Annotated in this window: 22 protein-coding genes; 20 read left to right on the top strand and 2 right to left on the bottom strand. The window is 68.7% G+C overall.

Features of this window, described 5'->3' with window-relative positions:
• Position 1 precedes the first annotated feature (1 nt).
• The 20 genes from N0B71_RS19930 to hypE all read left to right on the top strand — a co-directional run bounded on the left by N0B71_RS19930 (position 2) and on the right by hypE (position 17,513).
• Positions 2-1,459, top strand: a complete 1,458-nt coding sequence (locus N0B71_RS19930; RefSeq protein WP_259754449.1) for a nickel-dependent hydrogenase large subunit — start codon at positions 2-4, stop codon at positions 1,457-1,459.
• A 14-nt stretch (positions 1,460-1,473) separates the two neighbouring features.
• Complete coding sequence (gene nikR / locus N0B71_RS19925) at positions 1,474-1,923, top strand: nickel-responsive transcriptional regulator NikR (RefSeq protein WP_259754448.1); 450 nt, start codon at positions 1,474-1,476, stop codon at positions 1,921-1,923.
• Positions 1,924-1,927: 4 nt separating this feature from the next.
• A complete protein-coding gene (locus tag N0B71_RS19920) occupies positions 1,928-3,244 on the top strand; it encodes a sensor histidine kinase (RefSeq protein ID WP_259754447.1) in 1,317 nt (438 codons plus the stop codon).
• Positions 3,245-3,398: 154 nt separating this feature from the next.
• Positions 3,399-4,427: a HoxN/HupN/NixA family nickel/cobalt transporter gene (locus N0B71_RS19915; RefSeq protein WP_259754446.1), complete on the top strand. Its 1,029-nt coding sequence runs from the start codon at positions 3,399-3,401 to the stop codon at positions 4,425-4,427.
• Positions 4,428-4,829: 402 nt separating this feature from the next.
• Positions 4,830-5,891 (top strand): hydrogenase small subunit, encoded by a 1,062-nt coding sequence (locus N0B71_RS19910; protein ID WP_259759625.1) that lies wholly within the window; start codon positions 4,830-4,832, stop codon positions 5,889-5,891.
• A gap of 23 nt (positions 5,892-5,914) precedes the next feature.
• A complete protein-coding gene (locus tag N0B71_RS19905; RefSeq protein ID WP_259754445.1) occupies positions 5,915-7,771 on the top strand; it encodes a nickel-dependent hydrogenase large subunit in 1,857 nt (618 codons plus the stop codon).
• 59 nt (positions 7,772-7,830) lie between these two features.
• Positions 7,831-8,496: a Ni/Fe-hydrogenase, b-type cytochrome subunit gene (cybH, locus tag N0B71_RS19900; protein WP_259754444.1), complete on the top strand. Its 666-nt coding sequence runs from the start codon at positions 7,831-7,833 to the stop codon at positions 8,494-8,496.
• Entirely contained in the window at positions 8,493-9,131 is a 639-nt protein-coding gene (locus N0B71_RS19895) for a HyaD/HybD family hydrogenase maturation endopeptidase (RefSeq protein ID WP_259754442.1), read from the top strand. Before cybH ends, N0B71_RS19895 begins: the two co-directional genes overlap by 4 nt.
• 1 nt (position 9,132) lies before the next feature.
• On the top strand, positions 9,133-9,459 hold the full coding sequence (hypC, locus tag N0B71_RS19890; RefSeq protein ID WP_259754441.1) for a HypC/HybG/HupF family hydrogenase formation chaperone: 327 nt from the start codon (positions 9,133-9,135) through the stop codon (positions 9,457-9,459).
• Positions 9,456-9,938, top strand: a complete 483-nt coding sequence (locus N0B71_RS19885; protein WP_259754440.1) for a hydrogenase — start codon at positions 9,456-9,458, stop codon at positions 9,936-9,938. Before hypC ends, N0B71_RS19885 begins: the two co-directional genes overlap by 4 nt.
• A gap of 14 nt (positions 9,939-9,952) precedes the next feature.
• On the top strand, positions 9,953-10,816 hold the full coding sequence (locus N0B71_RS19880; protein WP_259754439.1) for a hydrogenase expression/formation protein: 864 nt from the start codon (positions 9,953-9,955) through the stop codon (positions 10,814-10,816).
• The gene (locus N0B71_RS19875; protein WP_259754437.1) at positions 10,813-11,037 is read left to right on the top strand and encodes a rubredoxin; all 225 of its coding nucleotides are present in this window, start codon (positions 10,813-10,815) and stop codon (positions 11,035-11,037) included. The genes N0B71_RS19880 and N0B71_RS19875 overlap by 4 nt, the downstream gene beginning before the upstream one ends.
• Positions 11,030-11,506, top strand: a complete 477-nt coding sequence (gene hybE / locus N0B71_RS19870) for a [NiFe]-hydrogenase assembly chaperone HybE (protein WP_259754435.1) — start codon at positions 11,030-11,032, stop codon at positions 11,504-11,506. Before N0B71_RS19875 ends, hybE begins: the two co-directional genes overlap by 8 nt.
• The gene (locus N0B71_RS19865; protein WP_259754434.1) at positions 11,503-12,585 is read left to right on the top strand and encodes a HoxV; all 1,083 of its coding nucleotides are present in this window, start codon (positions 11,503-11,505) and stop codon (positions 12,583-12,585) included. Before hybE ends, N0B71_RS19865 begins: the two co-directional genes overlap by 4 nt.
• A complete protein-coding gene (locus N0B71_RS19860) occupies positions 12,578-12,925 on the top strand; it encodes a hydrogenase maturation nickel metallochaperone HypA/HybF (protein WP_259754433.1) in 348 nt (115 codons plus the stop codon). Before N0B71_RS19865 ends, N0B71_RS19860 begins: the two co-directional genes overlap by 8 nt.
• Before the next feature lie 21 nt (positions 12,926-12,946).
• A complete protein-coding gene (gene hypB / locus N0B71_RS19855; RefSeq protein WP_259754432.1) occupies positions 12,947-13,939 on the top strand; it encodes a hydrogenase nickel incorporation protein HypB in 993 nt (330 codons plus the stop codon).
• Positions 13,932-15,104, top strand: coding sequence for a Kae1-like domain-containing protein (locus tag N0B71_RS19850; RefSeq protein ID WP_259754431.1), 1,173 nt, complete (start codon positions 13,932-13,934; stop codon positions 15,102-15,104). The genes hypB and N0B71_RS19850 overlap by 8 nt, the downstream gene beginning before the upstream one ends.
• A complete protein-coding gene (locus tag N0B71_RS19845) occupies positions 15,095-15,328 on the top strand; it encodes a HypC/HybG/HupF family hydrogenase formation chaperone (protein WP_259754430.1) in 234 nt (77 codons plus the stop codon). Before N0B71_RS19850 ends, N0B71_RS19845 begins: the two co-directional genes overlap by 10 nt.
• Complete coding sequence (hypD, locus tag N0B71_RS19840) at positions 15,325-16,455, top strand: hydrogenase formation protein HypD (RefSeq protein ID WP_259754429.1); 1,131 nt, start codon at positions 15,325-15,327, stop codon at positions 16,453-16,455. Before N0B71_RS19845 ends, hypD begins: the two co-directional genes overlap by 4 nt.
• A gap of 23 nt (positions 16,456-16,478) precedes the next feature.
• Positions 16,479-17,513: a hydrogenase expression/formation protein HypE gene (gene hypE, locus N0B71_RS19835; protein WP_311197253.1), complete on the top strand. Its 1,035-nt coding sequence runs from the start codon at positions 16,479-16,481 to the stop codon at positions 17,511-17,513.
• Between the two features lie 452 nt (positions 17,514-17,965).
• Here the strand turns inward: hypE and N0B71_RS19830 are convergent, their stop codons facing one another.
• Both N0B71_RS19830 and N0B71_RS19825 read right to left on the bottom strand, forming a co-directional pair.
• The gene (locus tag N0B71_RS19830; RefSeq protein WP_259754427.1) at positions 17,966-19,336 is read right to left on the bottom strand and encodes a DUF1329 domain-containing protein; all 1,371 of its coding nucleotides are present in this window, start codon (positions 19,334-19,336) and stop codon (positions 17,966-17,968) included.
• Positions 19,337-19,349: 13 nt separating this feature from the next.
• Complete coding sequence (locus N0B71_RS19825) at positions 19,350-21,311, bottom strand: DUF1302 domain-containing protein (RefSeq protein ID WP_259754425.1); 1,962 nt, start codon at positions 21,309-21,311, stop codon at positions 19,350-19,352.
• Between the last annotated feature and the right edge of the window lie 24 nt (positions 21,312-21,335).

Raw genomic sequence — 21,335 nt, 5'->3', positions numbered from 1 at the left:
CATGACTCGTCTGCTGGTCGGACCGTTCAACCGCGTCGAAGGCGACCTCGAAGTCCAGCTGGACATCGAGGACGGCCAGGTGCGTTCGGCGAAGGTCAACGCCACCATGTTCCGGGGCTTCGAACAGATACTGCGCGACCATGAGCCGCTCGATGCGCTGGTCTACGCGCCGCGGGTCTGCGGCATCTGCTCGGTGTCGCAATCCGTCGCCGCCGCGCGCGCCCTGGGGGCGCTGGCCGGCGTCCAGCCGCCGGCGAATGGCCTGCTGGTCACCAACCTGATGGCGGCGACGGAAAACCTCGCCGATCACCTGAGCCACTTCTACCTGTTCTTCATGCCCGACTTCGTGCGGCCGGCGTATGCGGGGCGCCCCTGGTACGCCGACGCGATGCGGCGCTTCACCCCGCAGTCCGGCAGCCAGCAACGCCTGGCCCTGGCCGCACGCAAACGCTGGCTGGACCTGATCGGCACGCTGGGCGGCAAGTGGCCGCACACCGGTTCGATCCACCCCGGCGGCTCCACCCGCGCCATCGACCCGGCCGAGCGCCTGCGCCTGTTGACGCGGGTCCGCGAGTTCCGCCAGTTCCTCGAAAGCGAGCTGTTCGCCGCGCCGCTGGAGCGCATCGCAGGGCTCGCCAGCGAGGACCAGCTGTGGGCCTGGTACGCCGAGGCGCCGGACCAGGGCGACCTGCGCCAGTTTTTGCGCATCGTGCTCGACAGCGGCCTCGAAAACCTGGGCCAGGGGCCGGGCCTGTACCTGTCCTACGGCGCCTATCCGCAGGCCGACGGCACCTTCGTCTTCGCCCGCGGGCTGTGGGATGCGGCGCTGGGCGAGGTGCGGCCGCTGTGGCTGGAGGAGATCCGCGAGGACGCCAGCCACGCCTGGCTGGACGACCGCACCGGCCCCCTGCACCCGGCCGAAGGCATGACCGAGCCAAGCCTGGAGAAGCCCGCGGCCTATACCTGGAACAAGGCCCCGCGGCTGGCCGGCGCGGTACTGGAGACCGGCGCCCTGGCGCGCCAGTTGATCCACGGCCAGCCGTTGCTGCGCGATGCCGCGGCGCGCTGTGGCGGCAGCGTCTATACCCGCGTGCTGGCGCGCCTGATGGAGTTGGCACGGGTTGTGCCACTCATGGAAAACTGGCTGCTCGCGCTGCGCCCTGGCGATGCGTATCACCAGGACTGCCACCTGCCGGACACCGGCAGCGCGGTCGGCCTCACCGAAGCCGCGCGCGGCGCGTTGGGGCATTGGCTCAAGGTGGAACACGGACGGATCGCCAGCTACCAGATCATCGCCCCGACCACCTGGAACTTTTCGCCACGCGACGCCCAGGGCCGCCCCGGCGCGCTGGAGCGGGCGCTGGAAGGCGCACCGGTTCGCCCCGGCGAACAGAACCCGGTGGCGGTGCAACATATCGTGCGCTCGTTCGACCCCTGCATGGTCTGCACCGTGCATTGACCCGGAGTAACACCATGCAACGCCTCACCATCTCCCTCGACGACAAGCTGGCCGACGCCCTCGACCAGATGATTCGCGCCCAGGGTTACGGCAATCGCTCCGAGGCGCTGCGCGACATCCTGCGTCGCCACATCGAGCAATCGCGCGTGCGCGAGGACGCCGAGTCGCTGCACTGCGTCGCCAACCTGAGCTACGTCTACGACCACCACGCGCGCACCCTCGCCGAACGGGTGATGACCCTGCAGCACGCGCACCACGACCTGACGATCGCCAGCCAGCACGTGCACCTGGACCATGACCACTGCCTGGAAAGCCTGATGCTCAAGGGCCCGGTGCAACAGGTGCGCGCCTTCGCCGAGCGCCTGAGTGCCGAGCGCGGCGTGCGCCACGGGCAACTGAACCTGATCCCGGTGGCCGCGTCGCACACCGAGCACGCCCACCCGCACCTGCACCCCACGAGCTGATCCCATGGCCCGCAAACCGCCGTCGCACCTGGACGAAGACGCCTGGCTGGAAGTCATCGGCAAGATGGACGAGGTCTACTCGCAACTGGTCCAGGACGAGATCGAGCTGGAGCAGAAGAACGCCGAGCTGGAGCAGTCGCAGCAGTTCATCGCGAGCATGCTGGGGTCGATGTCGGACATCCTCCTGGCGTGCGACCCGGAAGGCCTGATCGAGGAATCCAACCCCTCGCTGCGCAAGCTGGTCGGTAGTGACGAACGCGGCGTGCTGGGTCGCTCGGTCTATTCCCTGCTGGGCGATGACGCCAGCGTGGAGCGGCTGCGCCACCTGCTCGGCGGCCTGCGCCGGGACAACGCCAGTGCCAGCCTGGAGGTCAACCTCCGCGGCGCCGACGGCGCGCTGCTGCCGGTGGACCTGAGTTGCACGGTACGCAGCGGCGCCCATGGGCGCTGCCTCGGCCATGTGCTGGTGGGGCGCCCGCTGGGCGAGTTGCAGCACGCCTACCGCCAGCTGCACGACGCCCACGAAGCGCTCAAGCGCACCCAGCAGCAATTGCTGCATGCCGAGAAGATGGCGTCCCTCGGCCGCCTGGTCGCCGGCGTGGCCCACGAGCTGAACAACCCGATCAGCTTCGTGCTGGCCAACACCCATGTGCTGGGGGGCTATGGCAAGCGCCTGCAGGACTACCTGCACGCGGTGCACGAAGAACAGCCGCTGGCGCAGCGCGAGATGCTGCGTCGGCAACTGCGCATCGACCCGCTGCTGGCCGACCTGCCGTCGCTGATCGAAGGCACGCTGGAAGGCGCGCAACGCACCGCCGATATCGTCAGCGCCCTCAAGCGCTTCTCGGCCATGGACCGTGGCCACCCTGGCGAGGCGGCGCTCAACGACGTCATCGAGCGCGCCATCCACTGGATCACCCGCGGCACCGCGCCGGACCTGGTCGTGCACTGGCAACCCGCCGGCGACGTGCAGGTGCAGGGAAACGCGGGGCAATTGCTGCAGGTGCTGATGAACCTGACGCAGAACGCCTACGACGCCGCCCGCTCCGTCGCCGCCGAGCCGCCGCAACTGTGGATCGCGCTGGCCCGCGAGCCGGGCTGGGCCGCCCTCACCCTGCACGACAATGGCCCCGGCATCGCCGAGCAGCACCTCAGCCAGGTATTCGAACCCTTCTTCACCACCAAGCCCGCCGGCCAGGGCACCGGCCTGGGCCTGGCGATCAGCTACGGCATCGTCGAGCGTTGCGGCGGCTCGCTGGAAGCCGGCAACCATCCCGCGGGCGGCGCGATATTCCGCCTGCGCCTGCCAGTGCTGGATTGAGCGCGCTGCAAACCGGCTTTCCATTGCGCACAGCGAACTGCCAAGCGGCTGACCAGTTCATCCGCCGAATCCCCCCGGCAGACGCCGCGGACGGCTTGGCACAGCGCTTGTATGAGGTTTTTTCGTTTCTTCATACCAGACCGCTGGAGACCCCATGCCGCGCCCGGCCTCGCCCCGCTCCACCCTCACCCTGTTCGCCGGCCTGATCACCGTCAACCTCCTCGCCTGGGCGTGGGCGCTGATCGCCTTCCGCGACTACCCGATGCTGCTCGGCACCGCGGTACTGGCCTACAGTTTCGGCCTGCGCCACGCGGTGGATGCCGACCATATCGCCGCCATCGACAACGCCACGCGCAAGCTGATCCAGGAGGGCCAGGCCACGCACAGCGTCGGCTTGTACTTCTCCCTCGGCCACAGCAGCGTGGTGATCCTCGCCTCGCTGCTGATCGCCGCGAGCGCCGCCAGCCTGCAAGGGGAACTGGAAGCCTTCCACGGCATCGGCGCCCTCATCGGCACTTCGGTGTCGGCGGCCTTCCTGCTGCTGGTGGCGCTGATCAACCTGGTGATCCTGCGCTCGGTCTACCGTGCGTTTCGCCGCGTGCGCCAGGGCGAACGGGTGGGCGAAGCCGAGCTGCAGGGCCTGCTCGCCGGCAGCGGCCCGATCGCCCGCCTGGCGCGGCCGCTGTTCGGCCTGATCCGCCGCAGTTGGCACCTCTATCCGCTGGGGTTCCTGTTCGGCCTGGGCTTCGACACCGCCACGGAAATCGGCCTGCTCGGCATCGCCGCGAGCCAGGCGGCGCAAAACCTGCCGATGGTGTCGATCCTGGTGTTCCCGGCGCTGTTCACCGCCGGCATGGCGCTGGTCGACAGCGCCGACAGCGTGCTGATGACCGGCGCCTATCGCTGGGCCCAGGTGCGCCCGGCGCGCAAGCTCTACTACAACCTCACCATCACCTCGGCCTCGGTGCTGGTGGCGCTGCTGGTAGGCGGCCTGGAGGCGCTCAACCTGCTGGCCGGGCAACTGGGGCTGGAAGGCGGCGCGTGGGATTTCATTGCCGAGGTGAACGAGCAGTTCGGCCTGCTCGGCTACCTGATCGTCGGCCTGTTCGTGGCCACCTGGCTGCTGTCCTGGGCGTTCTATCGCTACAAGGGCTATGACCGACTGGACCTCTCCCCGGCCTGAGCACTGAACAGGACATTTCCACCCAAGCCACCAAAGCGAAAGCGCACTGACCAGCCGCTGCCCGCAGCAGCGGCGGAGCACACCCACCGGCCGCCGCAAACCCTTGCCGCACGGGCCTTTCGACCAGGGGAAAGGTCATGGCCCGGCATGCGACCGAATGGCACAGCTTTTGAAATGGCCGGGTATGTCATTCGATCACCCTACCCCATCGCACCTCGCAGACCACCGCCACCCCCGAGCGCTGGCTGACCTGTCCACCCGTGATTCCACCGCCACGCCGACCCACCGGTGCGTCCGTGGCCGTTTCGTGCGCCGCGCCAGAAGCGCCGGCGCACGCCATTCCCAAGAGCAAAAAGAGCCTGGCCGAGGAGAAACCACGTGACCGAAACCTTCTATGAAGTAATGCGCAGGCAGGGCATCTCGCGGCGCAGCTTCATCAAATTCTGCTCGCTGACCGCCACGTCGCTGGGCCTGGGCCCGGCCTTCATGCCGAAGATAGCCTGGGCGATGGAGAACAAGCCGCGCACCCCGGTGCTCTGGCTGCATGGCCTGGAATGCACCTGCTGCTCGGAATCCTTCATCCGTTCCGCGCACCCGCTGGCCAAGGACGTGGTGCTGTCGATGATCTCCCTCGACTACGACGACACCCTGATGGCGTCGGCCGGGCACCAGGCCGAGGCGATCCTCGACGAGGTGATGACCAAGTACAAGGGCAACTACATCCTCGCCGTGGAAGGCAACCCGCCGCTGAACCAGGACGGCATGAGCTGCATCATCGGCGGCAAGCCCTTCGTCGAGCAGCTCAAGCGCGTGTCCCGCGACGCCAAGGCGATCATCTCCTGGGGCTCCTGCGCCAGCTGGGGCTGCGTGCAGGCGGCCAAGCCGAACCCGACCCAGGCGGTGCCGATCCACAAGGTCATCACCGACAAGCCGATCATCAAGGTGCCCGGCTGCCCGCCCATCGCCGAAGTGATGACCGGCGTGATCACCTACATGCTGACCTTCGACCGCATCCCGGAGCTGGACCGCCAGGGCCGGCCGAAGATGTTCTACAGCCAGCGCATCCACGACAAATGCTATCGCCGGCCGAACTTCGACGCCGGCCAGTTCGTCGAGGCCTGGGACGACGACGCCGCGCGCAAGGGCTACTGCCTGTACAAGGTCGGCTGCAAGGGCCCGACCACCTACAACGCCTGCTCCACCGTGCGCTGGAACGGCGGCACCAGCTTCCCCATCCAGTCCGGCCACGGCTGCATCGGCTGCTCGGAAGAAGGCTTCTGGGACAAGGGCTCGTTCTACCAGCACCTGACCGACATCAACGCCTTCGGCGTGGAAGCCAACGCCGACCGCATCGGCCTCGCCGCCGCCGGTACGGTGGGCGCGGCCATCGCCGCCCACGCCGCGGTCTCCGCCATCAAGCGCGCCAGCAATGGCAAGGCGCACACCTCCACGCACGACGCCTGAGCGCAGTACAGGAAGCCTGATTCATGAGCAATTATTCCACCCAGGGTTTCGACCTGGACAACAGCGGCCGGCGCATCGTCGTCGACCCGGTGACCCGCATCGAGGGCCACCTGCGCGTCGAGGTCAACCTCGATGCCAACAACGTGATCCGCAACGCCGTCTCCACCGGCACCATGTGGCGCGGCCTCGAAGTCATCCTCAGGGGCCGCGACCCGCGCGATGCCTGGGCCTTCGTCGAGCGCATCTGCGGGGTGTGCACCGGCTGCCACGCCCTGGCCTCGGTCCGCGCGGTGGAGGATGCGCTGGGCATCCGCATTCCGCCCAACGCCCACCTGATCCGCGAAATGATGGCCAAGACCCTGCAGGTGCACGACCACGTCGTGCACTTCTACCACCTGCATGCGCTGGACTGGGTGGACGTGGTCTCCGCGCTCAAGGCCGACCCGAAGGCCACCTCGGCGCTGCAGCAACTGGTTTCGCCGTCGAATCCGAAATCGTCACCGGGTTATTTCCGCGACGTGCAGAACCGCCTGAAGAAGTTCGTCGAAAGCGGCCAGCTCGGCCCGTTCATGAACGGCTACTGGGGCAACCCGGCGTACAAGCTGCCGCCCGAAGCCAACCTGATGGCCGTCACCCACTACCTGGAAGCGCTGGACCTGCAGAAGGAATGGGTGAAGATCCACACCATCTTCGGCGGCAAGAACCCCCACCCCAACTACCTGGTGGGCGGCGTACCCTGCGCCATCAACATCGACGGCGACCTCGCCGCCGGCGCGCCGTTGAACATGGAGCGCCTGAACTTCGTGCGCGCGCGCATCGACGAGGCGCTGGAGTTCGTGCGCAACGTCTACGTGCCGGACGTGCTCGCCATCGGCACCCTGTACAAGCAGCAGGGCTGGCTGTTCGGCGGCGGCCTGGCAGCGAGCAACGTGATGGACTACGGCACCTACGCCAAGGTCAATTACGACGACAGCACCAACCAGTTGCCCGGCGGCGCGATCCTCAATGGCAACTGGGACGAGATCCTGCCGGTGGACCTGCGCGACCCGGAGCAGGTGCAGGAATTCGTCAACCACTCCTGGTACCAGTACCCGGACAACGACAAGGGCCTGCACCCCTGGGACGGCGTCACCGACCCGCACTACGAGCTGGGCGCCGCGACCAAGGGCACCCGCACCGCCATCGAGGAAATCGACGAGAGCGCCAAGTACTCCTGGGTCAAGTCGCCGCGCTGGCGGTGTCACGCCATGGAGGTCGGCCCGCTCGCCCGCTACATCCTCGGCTATGCCCACGCCCTCAAGGGCAACCCGCATTGCCAGCGGGTCAAGGAGCAGCTGGAAAGCTCGTTGCAGGCGGTCAACCACGACCTGCCCCGCGCCCTGGGCCTGAGCGAAACCGACTACAGCGCCAAGCAACTGCTGCCCAGCACCATCGGCCGCACCCTGGCCCGCGCACTGGAAGCCGAGTACTGCGCGGAGATGATGGTCGACGACTGGAACGAGCTGATGGGCAACATCCGCAACGGTGACCGCGCCACCGCCAACGTCGAGAAATGGGACCCGAAAACCTGGCCCGCCGAAGCCAAGGGCGTGGGCAGCGTCGCCGCGCCGCGCGGTGCGCTCGGCCACTGGATCCGCATCAAGGATGGGCGCATCGAGAACTACCAGTGCGTGGTGCCCAGCACCTGGAACAGCAGCCCGCGCGACGGCAAGGGGCAGATCGGCGCCTTCGAAGCCGCGCTGATGAACACTCCGGTCGCGGTGGCCGACCAGCCGGTGGAAATCCTGCGCACGCTGCACTCCTTCGACCCCTGCATGGCCTGCGCGACCCACGTGATGAGCGAGGAAGGCGTCGAGCTGAGCACGGTCGCCGTGCGTTGAGCCACCCACCAGCCAGCCGCCGGGCGCCTGCGCGCGCCCGGCGCACTTGAGGTGACGACATGTCCGAGCATCACAGCGAATACGTCTACGAGGCGCCCGTGCGCCTATGGCACTGGATCAACGCCGCGTGCATCGTGGTGTTGGCGGTGAGCGGCTATTTCATCGGCTCGCCGCTGCCGACCCAGCCGGGCGAAGCCAGCGCCAACTTCCTGATGGGCTATATCCGCTTCGCCCATTTCGCCGCGGCCTACCTGTTCGCCGTCGGCATCGTCGGCCGCGCCTACTGGGCGCTGGTCGGCAACCACCACGCCCGCGAGCTGTTCTGGGTGCCGCTCACCAGCGCGGCCTACTGGCGCAATTTCGGCGTCTGGTTGCGCTATTACCTGGCGATGGGCCCGGTGCCGAAACCGATCTTCGGGCACAACCCGCTGTCGCGCTTCGCCATGGTCTTCGTCTTCCTGCTCACCGCGCTGTTCATGCTGTTCACCGGCTTCGCCCTGTATGGCGAGGGCGCGCAGATGGGCTCCTGGCAGGAAAGCCTGTTCGGCTGGGTCCTGCCGTTGCTCGGCGGCTCGAACAACGTGCGCACCCTGCACCACCTGGGCATGTGGCTGATGATCATCTTCATCGTGGCGCACATCTATGCCGCCGTGCGCGAGGAAATCTACGGCCGCCTGAACCTGATCGGCAGCATCATCACCGGCTACAAGAGCCTGAAGAAATGACCGCAACCGCCCCCGCCCCCGCGCCGCGCATCACCGTGCTCGGCATCGGCAACCTGCTGTGGGCCGACGAAGGCTTCGGCGTGCGCTGCGTCGAGGCGCTGCAGCAACGCTACGAGTTCGCCGACAACGTCACCCTGATCGATGGCGGCACCCAGGGCCTGTACCTGATCCAGCACGTGCAGCAGGCCGACTACCTGCTGATCTTCGACGCGGTGGACTACAACATGGCGCCCGGCACCCTGAAGTTCGTCGCCGATGACGAGGTGCCGCGCTTTCTCGGGGTGAAGAAGCTCAGCCTGCACCAGACCGGCTTCCAGGAAGTGCTGATGCTGGCCCAGCTCACCGGCCACTACCCGCAACGGGTGCTGCTGATGGGCTGCCAGCCCGAGCGCATGGACGATTATGGCGGCAGCCTGCGCCCCAGCGTGAAGGCGGCTCTGGAGCTGACCGTCGACGCCGCCCGGCAGGTACTGGAGGAATGGGGCGGCGCGCCGCGGGCGCGCATCACGCCACTGCCCGAGGACGAAGCCGTGACCATGCTCAACCTGGACCTGCAGCGCTACGAAAGCGAACGCCCCAGCGAGCAGGAGGCCTGCCGCCTGGGCGACGAGCGCGTGCTGGCGCGGCGCGGCTGACATGTGCATCGGCCTGCCCCTGCACGTTCTCGCCGTGCGCCCCGGCGCGGCGCTGTGCCGCGACCGCCACGGCGAGCAACGCTGGATCGATACCGCCCTGGTGGACAGCTGCGCCCCGGGTGACTGGTTGCTGGTGTTCATCGACGCCGCCCGCGAGCACCTGTCGGCCGAGCGCGCGGCGGAAATCGACGCCACCCTCGCTCTGCTCGACGCCGCGCTGCAGGGCGAATCCGCCGATGGCCAGGCCGCCTTCGCCCTCCCCTCGGCCATGAGCGCCGAGCACCTGGCCAGCCTGCTCGGCCAACCACATTCCAAGGAGCCCCTATGAGCGAGCCCGCCGCCTTCCTGGCACCGCTGCCTGCCACTCCCGACGTACCGCCGCTGATCAACCGCCTGGTCGAGCAATTCGCCGCCAGTTGGGTGGGCCTGGATAACCTCGACGCCTGGCTCGCCCAGCCCGGCGAAGCCCTGCTGCTCCTCTGCGGCGACCCGGTGCGCCACCCCGAATGCCTCGACGTAGCCGTGATCCTGCCCGAGCTGTGCAAGACCCTCGCTGGCCGCCACCAGTGCCACCCGCGCCTGGGCGTCGGCCGCCGCGCCGACGAAGCCGCCCTGGCCGAACGCTTCGCCCTGCGCCGCTGGCCCAGCATCATCTGGCTGCGCGACGGCGGCTACGTCACCCAGATCGACGGCATGCGCGACTGGGACGCTTACCTGCACCTGGCCGAGAGCGCCCTGCAACAGAGCAACGCGCTGATTCCCCTGCGCAGCGAACCCGCACAACCCGCGCCCGGAGGTTGCCAGTGAACGGTGCCCGCCCCATGGATCCCCTGCAGTACATTCCGCTGATGGACATCGGCCCCGGCTCGCAGCCGGAGGACGACGCCACCCTGGAATACATCAGCATGCCGCAGGGCATGTACACCCACGCCTCGCCGCAGCTCCCCGAACCCCAGGCGCTGGACGCCGCACCGGGCGCGCGGCAGGCGCTGGGCGAAATCCTCCACATGCTGCGCAGCCGGCACGCCGGCGACACCCCGCCGGGCCTCGACCAGCGCGCCTGCAGCCAGGCGGACCGCGTGCTGCTCGACCAGTTGCTGGGCGAAGGCGAGGTCAGCGCGCGGATCGGCGGTGCCGATGGCGTACGCATCCAGGAATCGATCTTCGCCGGCGTCTGGCGCATCTTCGGCGCCGGGCATGACTACATCGACGTCGATGCCGCACCGGCCCTGCTGCGCCGCGCGGCGCAGCGCGACGTGGCGGCCGAGGTGTTCGCCCCCGCACTGCCGCTGCCCGACGGCGTGATGAACGCCCCGGCGATCCTCACCGAACTGCAGGACCGCACCCTCAACTGGCGCCCCGGCAGCGCGGCCCATGTCATCAACCTCAGTCTGCTGCCGCTCTCCGAACAGGACGTGCCCTTCCTCGACCAGCGCCTGGGCGAAGGCAGCGTGCTGATCCTGGCGCGTGGCTACGGCAACTGCCGCATCAGCAACACCCGCGCGCCGAACTGCTGGCGGGTGCGCTACTTCAACTCCCAGGACGCGCTGATCCTCGACACCATCGAAGTCACCGACCTGCCCGAGGTGGTGCTGGCGGCGCCGGAAGACATCGCCGACTCGCTGGAGCGCTTCGAAGACGTCATCCACTGGTTCGAAAGCGAGCTCGCGGGGGCAAGCGAATGAGCGCGCGCGGCGGCTTCGAGGGCAGCTACCTGGGCGACCGCAGCCGACTGCCGGACGATGCCCGCCTGGAATGCAAGATCTGCTGGTGGGTCTACGACCCGGCCGCCGGCGACCCGGTCTGGCAGATCGCCCCGGGCACGCCGTTCGCCCGGTTGCCCGCGCACTGGCGCTGCCCCAACTGCGATGGCGAGGCCGAACAGTTCATGGTGCTCGATGACTGACCCGCTCGCCCGCGCCGAAGCCCTGGCGCAGCGCTTTCGCGAGATCGCCGACACGCGCATGCGCGGCCTGCCGCTGCTCAACCCCGCGCTCGAGGTCGAGGCCATCGATTTCGCCCCCCAGCACCTCGCGCCGGAAGCCGGCAGCGGGTTGCTCGGCGTCCTCGTCACGCCCTGGTGCATGAACCTGGTCTGGCTGCCCGACGACATCCGCAGCGGCCCCGCCGAGGGCGCCAGCTGCGAATACTCGCTGGGAGGCGAGCGCTTGAGCTTCATCGCCGCCGTCGATGAGCGAATCGGCCATTACCAGAGCTGCTCGCTGTTCTCGCCCATGTTCGAATTCAGCGACCCGCAAAGCGCGCGGGACACGGCTCGCCAGGTGCTGGCCGTGCTGCGTCGGGCACCGGCCGAACAGCCGGCCAACCCGAGCCGCCGCAGCCTGTTCGGCCGCCTGGCGGGAGTCTCCCCATGAATCCTGGCGAAGGTCTGTCACGCCTGGCCGGCTCGCTGCGGGTGCGGCCGGCGCAGCGTCCGGCGCTGCTCGGCGGCCGCCCGGCGCTGGCCGGACGCCTGCTGCGCGGGCAGCCGGCGGACTCGGCAGCGCGTCATCTGCCGCTGATCTACAGCCTGTGCGGCCAGGCCCATCGGCTGACCGCCGAACTGGCCCTGCGCGCCGCCCTCCACGGCAGCGCCGAACCGAATGACCAGGCGCGGCAGGCCCTGCGCGAGGAAGTCATTCGCGAACACCGACGGCACATCCTGCTGGAGTGGCCGCGCCTGCTGGGCGGCCCGCAGTCCAGCCGTGCGCTACCCTCGCCACGACAGGCGGCGGACCTCGACAACTGGTTCGAAGGTTCGGCCAACGACTGGCTGCGCCGTTGGCGCGCCGCCCCGTGCCAGGCGCTGCGGGAGTGGAGTGTGCGCAGCCGCCATCCCCTGGCCCGCCTGCTGCACGACTGCCGTACGCGCGCCGAGGCGCTGGCACTTCCGGTGCACGCCCTGCCGAACGCCCCTGCCGCGCTGCGGGAAATCGGCCTGAACCTGGGGGGCGACGAAGGCTTCCTGCGCCACCCCGTGCTGGGCGGAGAGCCACGGGAAACCGGCGCCTGGACTCGTGCGCGGGATGCCGATCCCACGCGCTACAACAACGCCTGGCTGCGCCTGGGCGCACGCCTGGCGGACCTTGTCGAGCTCAGCCAGGCGCAGCCCGAGCCGCTGGCCATGGGTGCGCTGCCCCTGGGCGAGCACCAGGCGCTGGCCTGGAGCGAAACCGCCCGCGGCCTGCTGGTGCACCGGGTACAGCTCGAGTCCGCCGCCAGCGGTTGGCGAATCTGTGACTACCGGATACTGGCCCCCACCGAGTGGAACCTGCATCCTCGCGGGACGCTGGCACGGGCCCTCGAAGCCCTGCCCGACGACGCCATGGCGCGGCGGCAGGCCGAGTTGCTGCTGGCCGTGTTCGACCCGTGCCTGCCCTACCACCTGGAGAGTTCTATGCTCACTCCTGCCGATCAAACCGCCCACCTTGCAGGAGCGCCGGGCCATGCATGAAGTCAGTCTGGCCGGGGGCATTCTTGCCGCCGTCGAAGACGCCGCGCGCAAGGACCCGTTCCGCCGCGTCAGCCGCCTGCGCCTGGAGGCCGGCAAGCTGGCCGGCGTCGAGGTCGAGGCGCTGCGTTTCGCCCTGCAAGCCATCGCACCCGGCAGCCTGCTCGATGGCGCGCAAATCGACATCGAACAGCCCGACGGCCAGGCCTGGTGCCTGGACTGCGCCGCCAACGTGCCGCTGATCCAGCGCGGCGCGCCCTGCCCGCACTGCGGCGGCTTCTGGCTGCAACCCAATGCCGGCACCCAATTGCGCATCCTCGACCTGCAGGTCGAGGATCACTGAACCCGCGACAGGAGAAACGCCATGTGCGTCGTTTGCGGCTGCTCCAGCGGCCATTCCCATGACAGCCACCCGCATTCCGCGCCGAATGCTGCATCCAGCACCGACGCGGTGATCGATGCCGGCGGCGACCTGCACTACGGCCGGGGTACGGCCGGGGTATCCCTGCCCGGCGTCAGCCAGTCGCGCACCATCCAGATCGAGCAGGACGTCCTCGGCGAGAACGACCGCCATGCCGCCCGCAACCGCCAGGGCTTCGAGAGCCACCGGGTGCTCGCGCTGAACCTGGTCTCGAGCCCCGGCTCGGGCAAGACCACCCTGCTCTGCGCCACCCTGGACGCCCTGCGCGCACAGCGGCCGGACCTGCCGCTGGCGGTGATCGAAGGCGACCAGCAGACCAGCAACGATGCCGAGCGCATCCGCGCAACCGGCGTCGCGGCGATCCAGGTCAACACCGGCAAGGGCTGTCACCTCGATGCGCGCATGGTCGCCGAGGCCTACGCGCGCCTGCCGCTGCATGAGGCGGTGCACGCCCATGGCCACGGCCATGCCGCGCCACTGCTGGCGCCCGCCGCCGGCGTGCTGGGCGGCGGTACGCTGCGCCCGCTCAAGCCCCGCGCCCCGGCCGGCATCCTGTTCATCGAAAACGTCGGCAACCTGGTCTGCCCGGCCCTGTGGGACCTGGGCGAAGCAGCCAAGGTCGCGATCCTGTCGGTGACCGAAGGCGAGGACAAACCGCTGAAGTACCCCGACATGTTCGCTGCCGCGGGGCTGATGCTGTTGACCAAGACCGACCTGCTGCCGCACCTGGACTTCGACGTCGAGCGGTGCCTGGAATACGCCCACCGGGTCAACCCCGGCCTGCGCGTGATCCAGCTCAGCGCCCGCGACGGCAGCGGCATGCAGGCCTGGCTGGATTGGCTGCTGGGCGCCGAATCCCTCGGCGGCGACGCCCGCGCCGCGCGCATCGCCGCCCTGGAAGCAGAGCTCGCCCAGCTCAAGGCCCGCCATGACTGAGCTGAATATCCAGACCCTGCCCGGCGCGCACGTATGGCCACCCGTGGTGGCCTGCGGCGCCTGGCTGAAGAACAGCGCCTGCCTGCTGCAGGGTGACCAGGTCGTCTGGTCGCCGGTGCACGGCGACCTCGGCGATCCGGACACCTGCCTGGCGCTGGAGCACTCACTGGAGCGATTGCTGGCCCGTGCCGAAGCGCCCTTGCGCGCCATCGCCCACGACCTCCACCCCGACTTCCACAGCACCCGGCTGGCGGTCGACACCGCCGCGCACCTGGGCGTCCCGGCACTGGGCGTACAACACCATCACGCCCACATTGCCGCCCTGCAGGCCGAGCATGCGCTAGCAGGGCCGGCCCTGGGCCTGGCACTGGACGGCGTGGGCCTGGGCACCGACGGCAACGCCTGGGGTGGCGAGCTGCTGTGGGTCGACCACGGCGCCTGGCGCCGCCTGGGTGGATTGCTGCCGCTACCGCTGCCCGGCGGCGACGTGGCGGCCCGCGAGCCGTGGCGTCTGCTGGCCGCGGCCCTGCACCTGCTCGGCCGCAGCGACGAGATCGGCCCGCGCCTGGCGCCGCTGGTGGGCGCCCCCGCGGCGGTGACCGTGGCGCGCATGCTCGAACGCCAGCTCAACTGCCCGACCAGCAGCGGCGCCGGGCGCTGGTTCGATGCCGCCGCCGGCATCCTCGGGCTCAGCGTGCGCCAGGCCTTCGAAGCCGAAGCGGCGATCGCCCTGGAACAGCGCGCCACTCACTACTTGACCCAGCACCCGGCGCCAAGCGCGGCCGGGCTCTGGCGAGTGCGCCAGGACGGGCGCCTGGACCTGCTGCCGTTGCTGGCCCGCCTGTTCGAGCTGGCCGACCAGGGCCGCGCCGATGAGGGCGCCGCCCTGTTCCACCTGACCCTCGCCGCCGCGCTGGCCGACTGGGTGGCGCGGCACCCTGCCGAGCTGCCCGTGCTGCTGGGCGGTGGCTGCTTTGCCAATCGCCTGCTCAGCGCGCGCTTGGGCGACCTGCTGTCGCAGCAGGGGCGCCGCGTGTTCGCTGCGCAAAGCGTTTCCTGCGGCGATGCCGGCCTGGCCCTGGGCCAGGCCTGGGTCGCCACCCAGTGGGCCGACCCGGCCAGTGAGGCGGCGCTGCCGCTGGAGGATATTCCCCCATGTGCCTAGCCATTCCCGCCCGCGTGGTCGAACTGCGCGACAACGACCAGGCGCTGGTCGACCTCGGCGGCATCCGCAGGGAAGTGTCCCTGGCGCTGGTCGACGGCGTGCAGCTGGGCGACTACGTCATCGTCCATGTGGGCTACGCCCTCGGCCTGATCGACCCGGACGAAGCGCAGCGCACCCTCGCCATGTTCAACGAACTGGGCCACTCCCCGGGGCTAAAGCCATGAAGTACATCGACGAATACCGCGACGGCGAACTGGCCCGGCAGATCGCCGAACGCATCCGCGCGGCGACGCAACCGGAGCGGGAGTACCGCTTCATGGAATTCTGCGGCGGGCATACCCACGCCATCTCCCGTTACGGCGTGAGCGACCTGTTGCCCGCCAACGTGCGGATGATCCACGGCCCTGGCTGCCCGGTCTGCGTGTTGCCCATCGGGCGCATCGACCTGGCCATCCGCCTGGCGCTGGAGCAGCAGGTCATCCTCTGCAGCTATGGCGACACGATGCGCGTGCCGGCCTCCGACTGCCTCTCGCTGCTGCGCGCCAAGGCGCGGGGCGCGGACATCCGCATGATCTATTCGCCCCAGGACGCGCTGAAGATCGCCGAAGCCAACCCTGGGCGCGAGGTGGTGTTCTTCGCGGTCGGCTTCGAAACCACCACGCCGCCCACCGCCCTGGTGATCCGCGAGGCGGCACGGCGCAAGGTCGATAACTTCAGTGTGCTCTGCTGCCACGTCCTCACCCCGCCGGCCATTGCCCACATCCTCGACACGCCGGAGGACGAGGCGGTGCCGCTGGACGGCTTCGTCGGCCCCGCCCACGTCAGCATCGTCATCGGCGCGGGCGCCTATGCCGAATTCGGCCGGCGCTACCGCAAGCCGGTGGTGATCGCCGGCTTCGAGCCACTGGATGTGCTGCAGGCCATCCTCATGCTGGTGCAGCAGGTCAATGACGGTCGTGCCGAGGTGCAGAACGAGTTCATCCGCGCCGTCAGCGACGAGGGCAGCCGGCCGATGCAGGCGCTGATGGAGGAGGTTTTCGAGCTGCGCGACTGCTTCGAGTGGCGTGGTCTGGGCGAGATGCCGGCGAGTGCCCGGCGTATCCGCCCGGCCTTCGCCCGACACGACGCCGAGGCGCGCTTTGCCCTGCACTACCAGTCGGTGCCGGACCACAAGGCCTGCGAATGCGGGCCGATCCTGCGCGGGCAGAAGCGCCCCGTCGACTGCCGCCTGTTCGGCAGCGTCTGCACGCCGGAAAACCCGGTCGGCTCGTGCATGGTTTCCAACGAAGGCGCCTGCGCGGCGCACTACGCCTATGGGCGCTACAAGGACATCGAGGCCGTCAACCTATGAACTCGCCCGTCAAACGCGGCTACGTGCGCCCGCTGAATCTGCGCGACGGCCGCATCGAGATGGCCCACGGCTCCGGCGGCCGCGCCTCTGCGCAACTGATCGAGGAAATCTTCCTGCGCGCCTTCGACAATCCCTGGCTGCGCCAGGGCAACGATGGCGCGACGCTGGCACCGGTGATCGGCGCGGGCGAGCGACTGGTGATGGCGACCGACGCCCACGTCATCTCGCCGCTGTTCTTCCCCGGTGGCGACATCGGCAGCCTCTCGGTGCACGGCACGCTGAACGACGTCGCCATGGGCGGCGCGCGCCCGCTGTACCTGTCGGCCAGCTTTATCCTCGAAGAGGGCTTCCCCCTGGCCGACCTCAAGCGCATCGCCGATTCCATGGGCCGCGCCGCGCAGGAAGCCGGCGTCGCCATCGTCACCGGCGATACCAAGGTGGTGGAGCGTGGCAAGGGCGATGGCGTGTTTATCAGCACCACGGGGGTGGGCGTGGTGGCGGCCGGCATCGACACCAGCGGCCACCGCGCCCGGCCCGGCGATGCGATCCTGGTGTCCGGCAGCATCGGCGAGCACGGCGTGGCGATTCTTTCGCAACGCGAGTCCCTGGAATTCGACACGCAGATCCGTTCCGACAGCGCGGCCCTGCACGGGCTCGTGGCGCAGATGCTGGACGCCGTGCCGGGCGTGCGCGTACTGCGCGACCCCACCCGCGGCGGGCTGGCCACGACGCTCAACGAGATCGCCGGGCAATCCGGGGTGGGCATGCTGCTCGACGAAGCCGCCATCCCGGTGCAGCCGCAGGTGGAGGCCGCCTGCGAACTGCTCGGGCTCGACCCGCTGTACGTCGCCAACGAGGGCAAGCTGGTGGCGATCTGCGCCGCGCAGGACGCCGACGCCCTGCTGCAGGCCATGCGCGCCCATCCACTGGGCACGCAGGCCGCGCGGATCGGCAGCGTCATCGAGGACAGCCATGGCTTCGTGAAGATGAAGACCCGCTTCGGCGGCCGCCGTATCGTCGACTGGCTGGCGGGCGAGCAATTGCCGCGGATTTGCTAGGGGCGGCAGGATTGTGGGGCTGGGAAGGTAATGGAAACGGCTCGGCAAGCGGAGGGATTTCGCGGACAAGGTCCGCTCCTACGTGGACTGAGGCGTTGGAGCGAGTCCGTTGTAGGAGCATCGTGCCTTGCGGTTCGCGAGCAAGCTCGCTCCTACCGGGACCCGGCATGCGCCGGCCCTGCCGGCGGATCGCGGGCATGGCCCGCTCCTACAGGGGGCGGAGGCGTAGGAGCGGACCTTGTCCGCGAAATCCATCGCGGCGGAATAGGTTCGCACCGGGAAGTGCCTGCGCGTGGCGCCCGCACACAGAAGCGCACCATGCGCGTAATAGCGGGCGTAGTCTGTTTATACAGAGGGGCACCGTGCCATGCGGTTCGCGAGCTCGCTCCTACAGGCGTCGTGCGCGTCTGGAAAAGAAAAAGGCCCCTCGCGGGGCCTTTTCGTTTGCATGCTCAGCGCGATGCCTTGCGTCGCAGCGCCGAGGGGCTGAAGTTGGACTCGTCCGGGGCCGGCTGGCTGAAGTCGGCGGTGCCGGGCTCTTCGTTGTCCAGCCACTGGATGCTGTAGCGGTGCGCCTGGAGATCGTGGAAGGTGTCCAGCGCGGTCCAGACCATCGGTTGCTCGTAGAAGCTCTTCAGGTAGGCCAGCGACACGCGCCACAGTTCGCCACGGCCGTCGTACTGGTCCACCACGGCGGCGCCCCAGCTGTCCTCGTCGAGGTACAGGGTGCGGCGCGAGTAGATGTGCCGCGCGCCGGGCTTCAGCTTGCCGTCCACGACCCACACGCGGTGCAGTTCGTAGCGGGTGTACTTGGGATTGACGTGGCCGGGGGTGAGCAGGTCCTTGTACTTAACCTCCGGGCTGGTGATCTGGTAGTTGTTGTAGGGAATGTAGATTTCCTTCTTGCCCACCAGGGTCCAGTCGTAGCGGTCCGGCGCGCCGTTGTACATGTCGGTGTCGTCGGCGGTGCGCAGGCCATCGGAATCTTCGATGGGCGTGTCGTAGGCCAGGGTCGGGGCGCGGCGCACGCGGCGCTGGCCGGGGTTGTAGCCCCAGGCCTGGCGCGGCTCCTTGACCTGGTCGAGGGTCTCCTGCACGAGGGCGCCGTTACCCGCCAGGCGCGCCGGCGCGGTGGTGAAGGTCATGTAGTAGAACAGTGTGTTGCCGAGCTTGTCGTAGCTGCCCTTGGGGTCATAGAAGCGGAACAGCGCCTCGTCCTGAGAGGTGACCAGCGAGTAGGCGCCGTTGCGCTGGACGCCGGCCTGGGAGGAGCGCCGCACGATGTAGGTGCCGCGATAGCGGGCGATGTGGTTCCACACTGCCTCCACGCCACTCTGCGGAATCGGGAACGGCACGCCGCCGTAGGCATCGGAGAAGCCGTTGCCGCCTTCGACGAGCTTGGCGCTGGTGGCGTTCTTGTAGATGTTGTCGTAGATCCACTGCGGCGCCGAGCCGGTGCGGTGGGTCGGGTAGACCGGCATCTGGTAGGTGTCGGGGTAGGCATTGAACAGTGCGATCTGCCCCGGCGTGAGGTTGGCCTTGTACTGGTCGAGGTTGGCCTTGGTGATGACGAACTTCGGCTTCTCGCCGGCGAACGGGTCGACATGATGCGCACCCGGCCCCTTGTAGCCGGCCGGCGCCGAGGTCAGGCCGCCAGTCCAGGCGGGAATGCTGCCGGCGGCGTTGCCGGCCTTCTCCGCGCCCATGGGCGTCAGGCTGCTCTTGAGCTGGCTGGCCTGGTCGGCCGGGACGGCGGCACGCGCATCGGTGACGGCGAGGGCCGTCAGCGTGGCCAGGACGATCAGGGAACTCTTCTTGTACATGGTCCTCTCCGGATCAGAACGAGTATTTCGCGGTGATCGAGACGTTGTCGCGGTCGCGCATGGAGTTGCTGGTGCCGGCGCCGTAGTAGTTGGTGTACTGGGTGCCGACCTCGAAGGTGTTCAGGTAGCTGGCGTCGATACCGAGGGTGTAGGCCTTGCGCCCTTCGATGAAGTTGCCGGTGCGGTCGGAGTTGCCGCTGAAGTCCTCCTGGTAGACCGCGTAGGGCGACAGCTTCACGCCAGCGTAGACGTCGTTCCAGCTACCGGTGAGCAACAACGTGTAGCCGTAGCTGTCGCGGCTGATCTGCACGTCGTCGCCGTTGCCGCCGACGTAGGCCTTGTCCTGGGCGCCGACGAACTTGCGCTTGCTGCCATCCCAGGCGGTGTACTCCAGGCTGCTGCCGCGGATGTGCTCGGAGGCGATCTCGGCCACGCCGGTCATGGAGTCGAAGGACAGGTGCGGGCCGAAGTTGTAGATGGTCGACAGCGAGATGTTGTACGTCTCGGCGCGCTCGTAGTTTTCGAACAGTTCGCCGCGGCACAGCTGCTTGCCCGCCACCGGGGCGCAGGCCTGGCCGGCCGGCGTGTTGGCATCGAACAGGTTGGTCTGGCCGAGCACGCCCTGGGTCAGCAGGTCGCCGAGGATGTCGTCGGTGGCGGAGATGCTGATGGGCATGTTGGGCCGGTAGGCGATCTCGCCGGAGACCGAGGCATCGCCCAGGGTGGTATTGAAGCTGAAGCCGTACATGCGGATGTCTTCGACGTAGTCGCGACGCGCTTCGGCGTTGCTCGCCATGTCCAGCGTGGCCAGGCCGGGCACCGCTTCACCCAGGCCCAGCGGGCCGAGCAGGGCATTGAGCTCGTCGACGTTGACGCCCTGGTAGCGGCGCAGGTCCACGGCGATCTGCGGTTCCTTGGCGTGATAGTTGACGAAGTAGAAGCCGAACTCGGTGGAATTCAACTCCTCGGCGATGTAGCGGAAGGCCACGCCGAACTGGCCGCTGTCGCGGGCGTCCAGGTCCTTGCCGACGTTGGCGACCTTGAAGGTACCGGTGTTCGGGTTCAGGTAGGCGTTCGGCCCGTGCGGCCCGTTGCCCAGCAGGCCGAGGGACGCCACGGTCGGGTAGCCGGCCAGCAGTTCCTTGATCAGCGGGTTGTCCTCGGTGGTGTAGGCGGTATTGCCGCCGTCGCTGAACAGGTCGGTGTCGGAGAAGTAGGTACCCACCGAGTCCAGGCGGGTCTCCTTCCACTTCCACTGGTAGAAGCCTTCCATGGACAGGTCGTCGGTCAGGCCGAAGTTGAGGCTCAGGGCCTCGGTCGGCACCAGCACTTCCTTGAGCTCCGAGCCCGGCAGGTGGAAGCGCGCGGCGTCCACGGGGTTGATGGTGTTGATGCCACCCCGGTAGAACACGCCCTCGCCCCAGTTCAGCACCTGGCGGCCGACGCGGCCGGTCAGCGGGTGCTCGGCGACGTCCCAGCTGCCGGACAGGTAGGCATCGAGCAATTCGGCCTTGCGTCCGGCGATGTGGCGGGTGTCATCGGTGAAGTGATCGTCCTGGGGAAACGACTGGCTGGGACGCTCCACGCCGTTGGTGGTGTCGTAGTAGTCGTTGCGCTTGTCCATGATCTGCGTGTCGTAGTACGCGGTGCCACGCATGAACAGGCCGTAGTTCTGGTACTTGGCCGAGAGGTCGGAGGTGAGCTTGAACACCTGGGAAACCAGGCCGGTATCGAAGTTGCGGTTGCCGTCGTCGGCGTTGATGTCGGTGATGTTGCTCTTCTCGCGGCCCTGCACGCGCCACATGGCGCCGTAGGACAGCGTGCTGTCCAGCGAGCCGGTGATCTCGTTCTCGGCCAGCTTGAATTCCAGGGCCTGGGCCGAGCCCGCCACCAGCAGCGGCAAGAGTCCCATCACCGCCCCCGCCCGCCGTGGCGCCCAGAAAATGGACGAGCGCGCACCCAATCGACTGTTCATAGACAGCATTACCTCCATGGCCAA

This window comes from Pseudomonas sp. GCEP-101 (genome assembly GCF_025133575.1).
In the GTDB taxonomy this organism is placed as follows: domain Bacteria; phylum Pseudomonadota; class Gammaproteobacteria; order Pseudomonadales; family Pseudomonadaceae; genus Pseudomonas; species Pseudomonas nitroreducens_B.
The sequence above is the reverse complement of the archived record's forward strand: the minus strand, read 5'-3'. Positions and strand labels throughout refer to the sequence as shown.

Bases quoted from the DNA above. Each gene is read 5' to 3' on its own strand.
- N0B71_RS19930 (WP_259754449.1), top strand. From the start codon at position 2: ATGACTCGTCTGCTGGTCGGACCGTTCAACCGCGTCGAAGGCGACCTC.
- nikR (WP_259754448.1), top strand. From the start codon at position 1,474: ATGCAACGCCTCACCATCTCCCTCGACGACAAGCTGGCCGACGCCCTC.
- N0B71_RS19920 (WP_259754447.1), top strand. From the start codon at position 1,928: ATGGCCCGCAAACCGCCGTCGCACCTGGACGAAGACGCCTGGCTGGAA.
- N0B71_RS19915 (WP_259754446.1), top strand. From the start codon at position 3,399: ATGCCGCGCCCGGCCTCGCCCCGCTCCACCCTCACCCTGTTCGCCGGC.
- N0B71_RS19910 (WP_259759625.1), top strand. From the start codon at position 4,830: ATGCGCAGGCAGGGCATCTCGCGGCGCAGCTTCATCAAATTCTGCTCG.
- N0B71_RS19905 (WP_259754445.1), top strand. From the start codon at position 5,915: ATGAGCAATTATTCCACCCAGGGTTTCGACCTGGACAACAGCGGCCGG.
- cybH (WP_259754444.1), top strand. From the start codon at position 7,831: ATGTCCGAGCATCACAGCGAATACGTCTACGAGGCGCCCGTGCGCCTA.
- N0B71_RS19895 (WP_259754442.1), top strand. From the start codon at position 8,493: ATGACCGCAACCGCCCCCGCCCCCGCGCCGCGCATCACCGTGCTCGGC.
- hypC (WP_259754441.1), top strand. From the start codon at position 9,133: ATGTGCATCGGCCTGCCCCTGCACGTTCTCGCCGTGCGCCCCGGCGCG.
- N0B71_RS19885 (WP_259754440.1), top strand. From the start codon at position 9,456: ATGAGCGAGCCCGCCGCCTTCCTGGCACCGCTGCCTGCCACTCCCGAC.
- N0B71_RS19880 (WP_259754439.1), top strand. From the start codon at position 9,953: ATGGATCCCCTGCAGTACATTCCGCTGATGGACATCGGCCCCGGCTCG.
- N0B71_RS19875 (WP_259754437.1), top strand. From the start codon at position 10,813: ATGAGCGCGCGCGGCGGCTTCGAGGGCAGCTACCTGGGCGACCGCAGC.
- hybE (WP_259754435.1), top strand. From the start codon at position 11,030: ATGACTGACCCGCTCGCCCGCGCCGAAGCCCTGGCGCAGCGCTTTCGC.
- N0B71_RS19865 (WP_259754434.1), top strand. From the start codon at position 11,503: ATGAATCCTGGCGAAGGTCTGTCACGCCTGGCCGGCTCGCTGCGGGTG.
- N0B71_RS19860 (WP_259754433.1), top strand. From the start codon at position 12,578: ATGCATGAAGTCAGTCTGGCCGGGGGCATTCTTGCCGCCGTCGAAGAC.
- hypB (WP_259754432.1), top strand. From the start codon at position 12,947: ATGTGCGTCGTTTGCGGCTGCTCCAGCGGCCATTCCCATGACAGCCAC.
- N0B71_RS19850 (WP_259754431.1), top strand. From the start codon at position 13,932: ATGACTGAGCTGAATATCCAGACCCTGCCCGGCGCGCACGTATGGCCA.
- N0B71_RS19845 (WP_259754430.1), top strand. From the start codon at position 15,095: ATGTGCCTAGCCATTCCCGCCCGCGTGGTCGAACTGCGCGACAACGAC.
- hypD (WP_259754429.1), top strand. From the start codon at position 15,325: ATGAAGTACATCGACGAATACCGCGACGGCGAACTGGCCCGGCAGATC.
- N0B71_RS19830 (WP_259754427.1), bottom strand. From the start codon at position 19,336: ATGTACAAGAAGAGTTCCCTGATCGTCCTGGCCACGCTGACGGCCCTC.
- N0B71_RS19825 (WP_259754425.1), bottom strand. From the start codon at position 21,311: ATGAACAGTCGATTGGGTGCGCGCTCGTCCATTTTCTGGGCGCCACGG.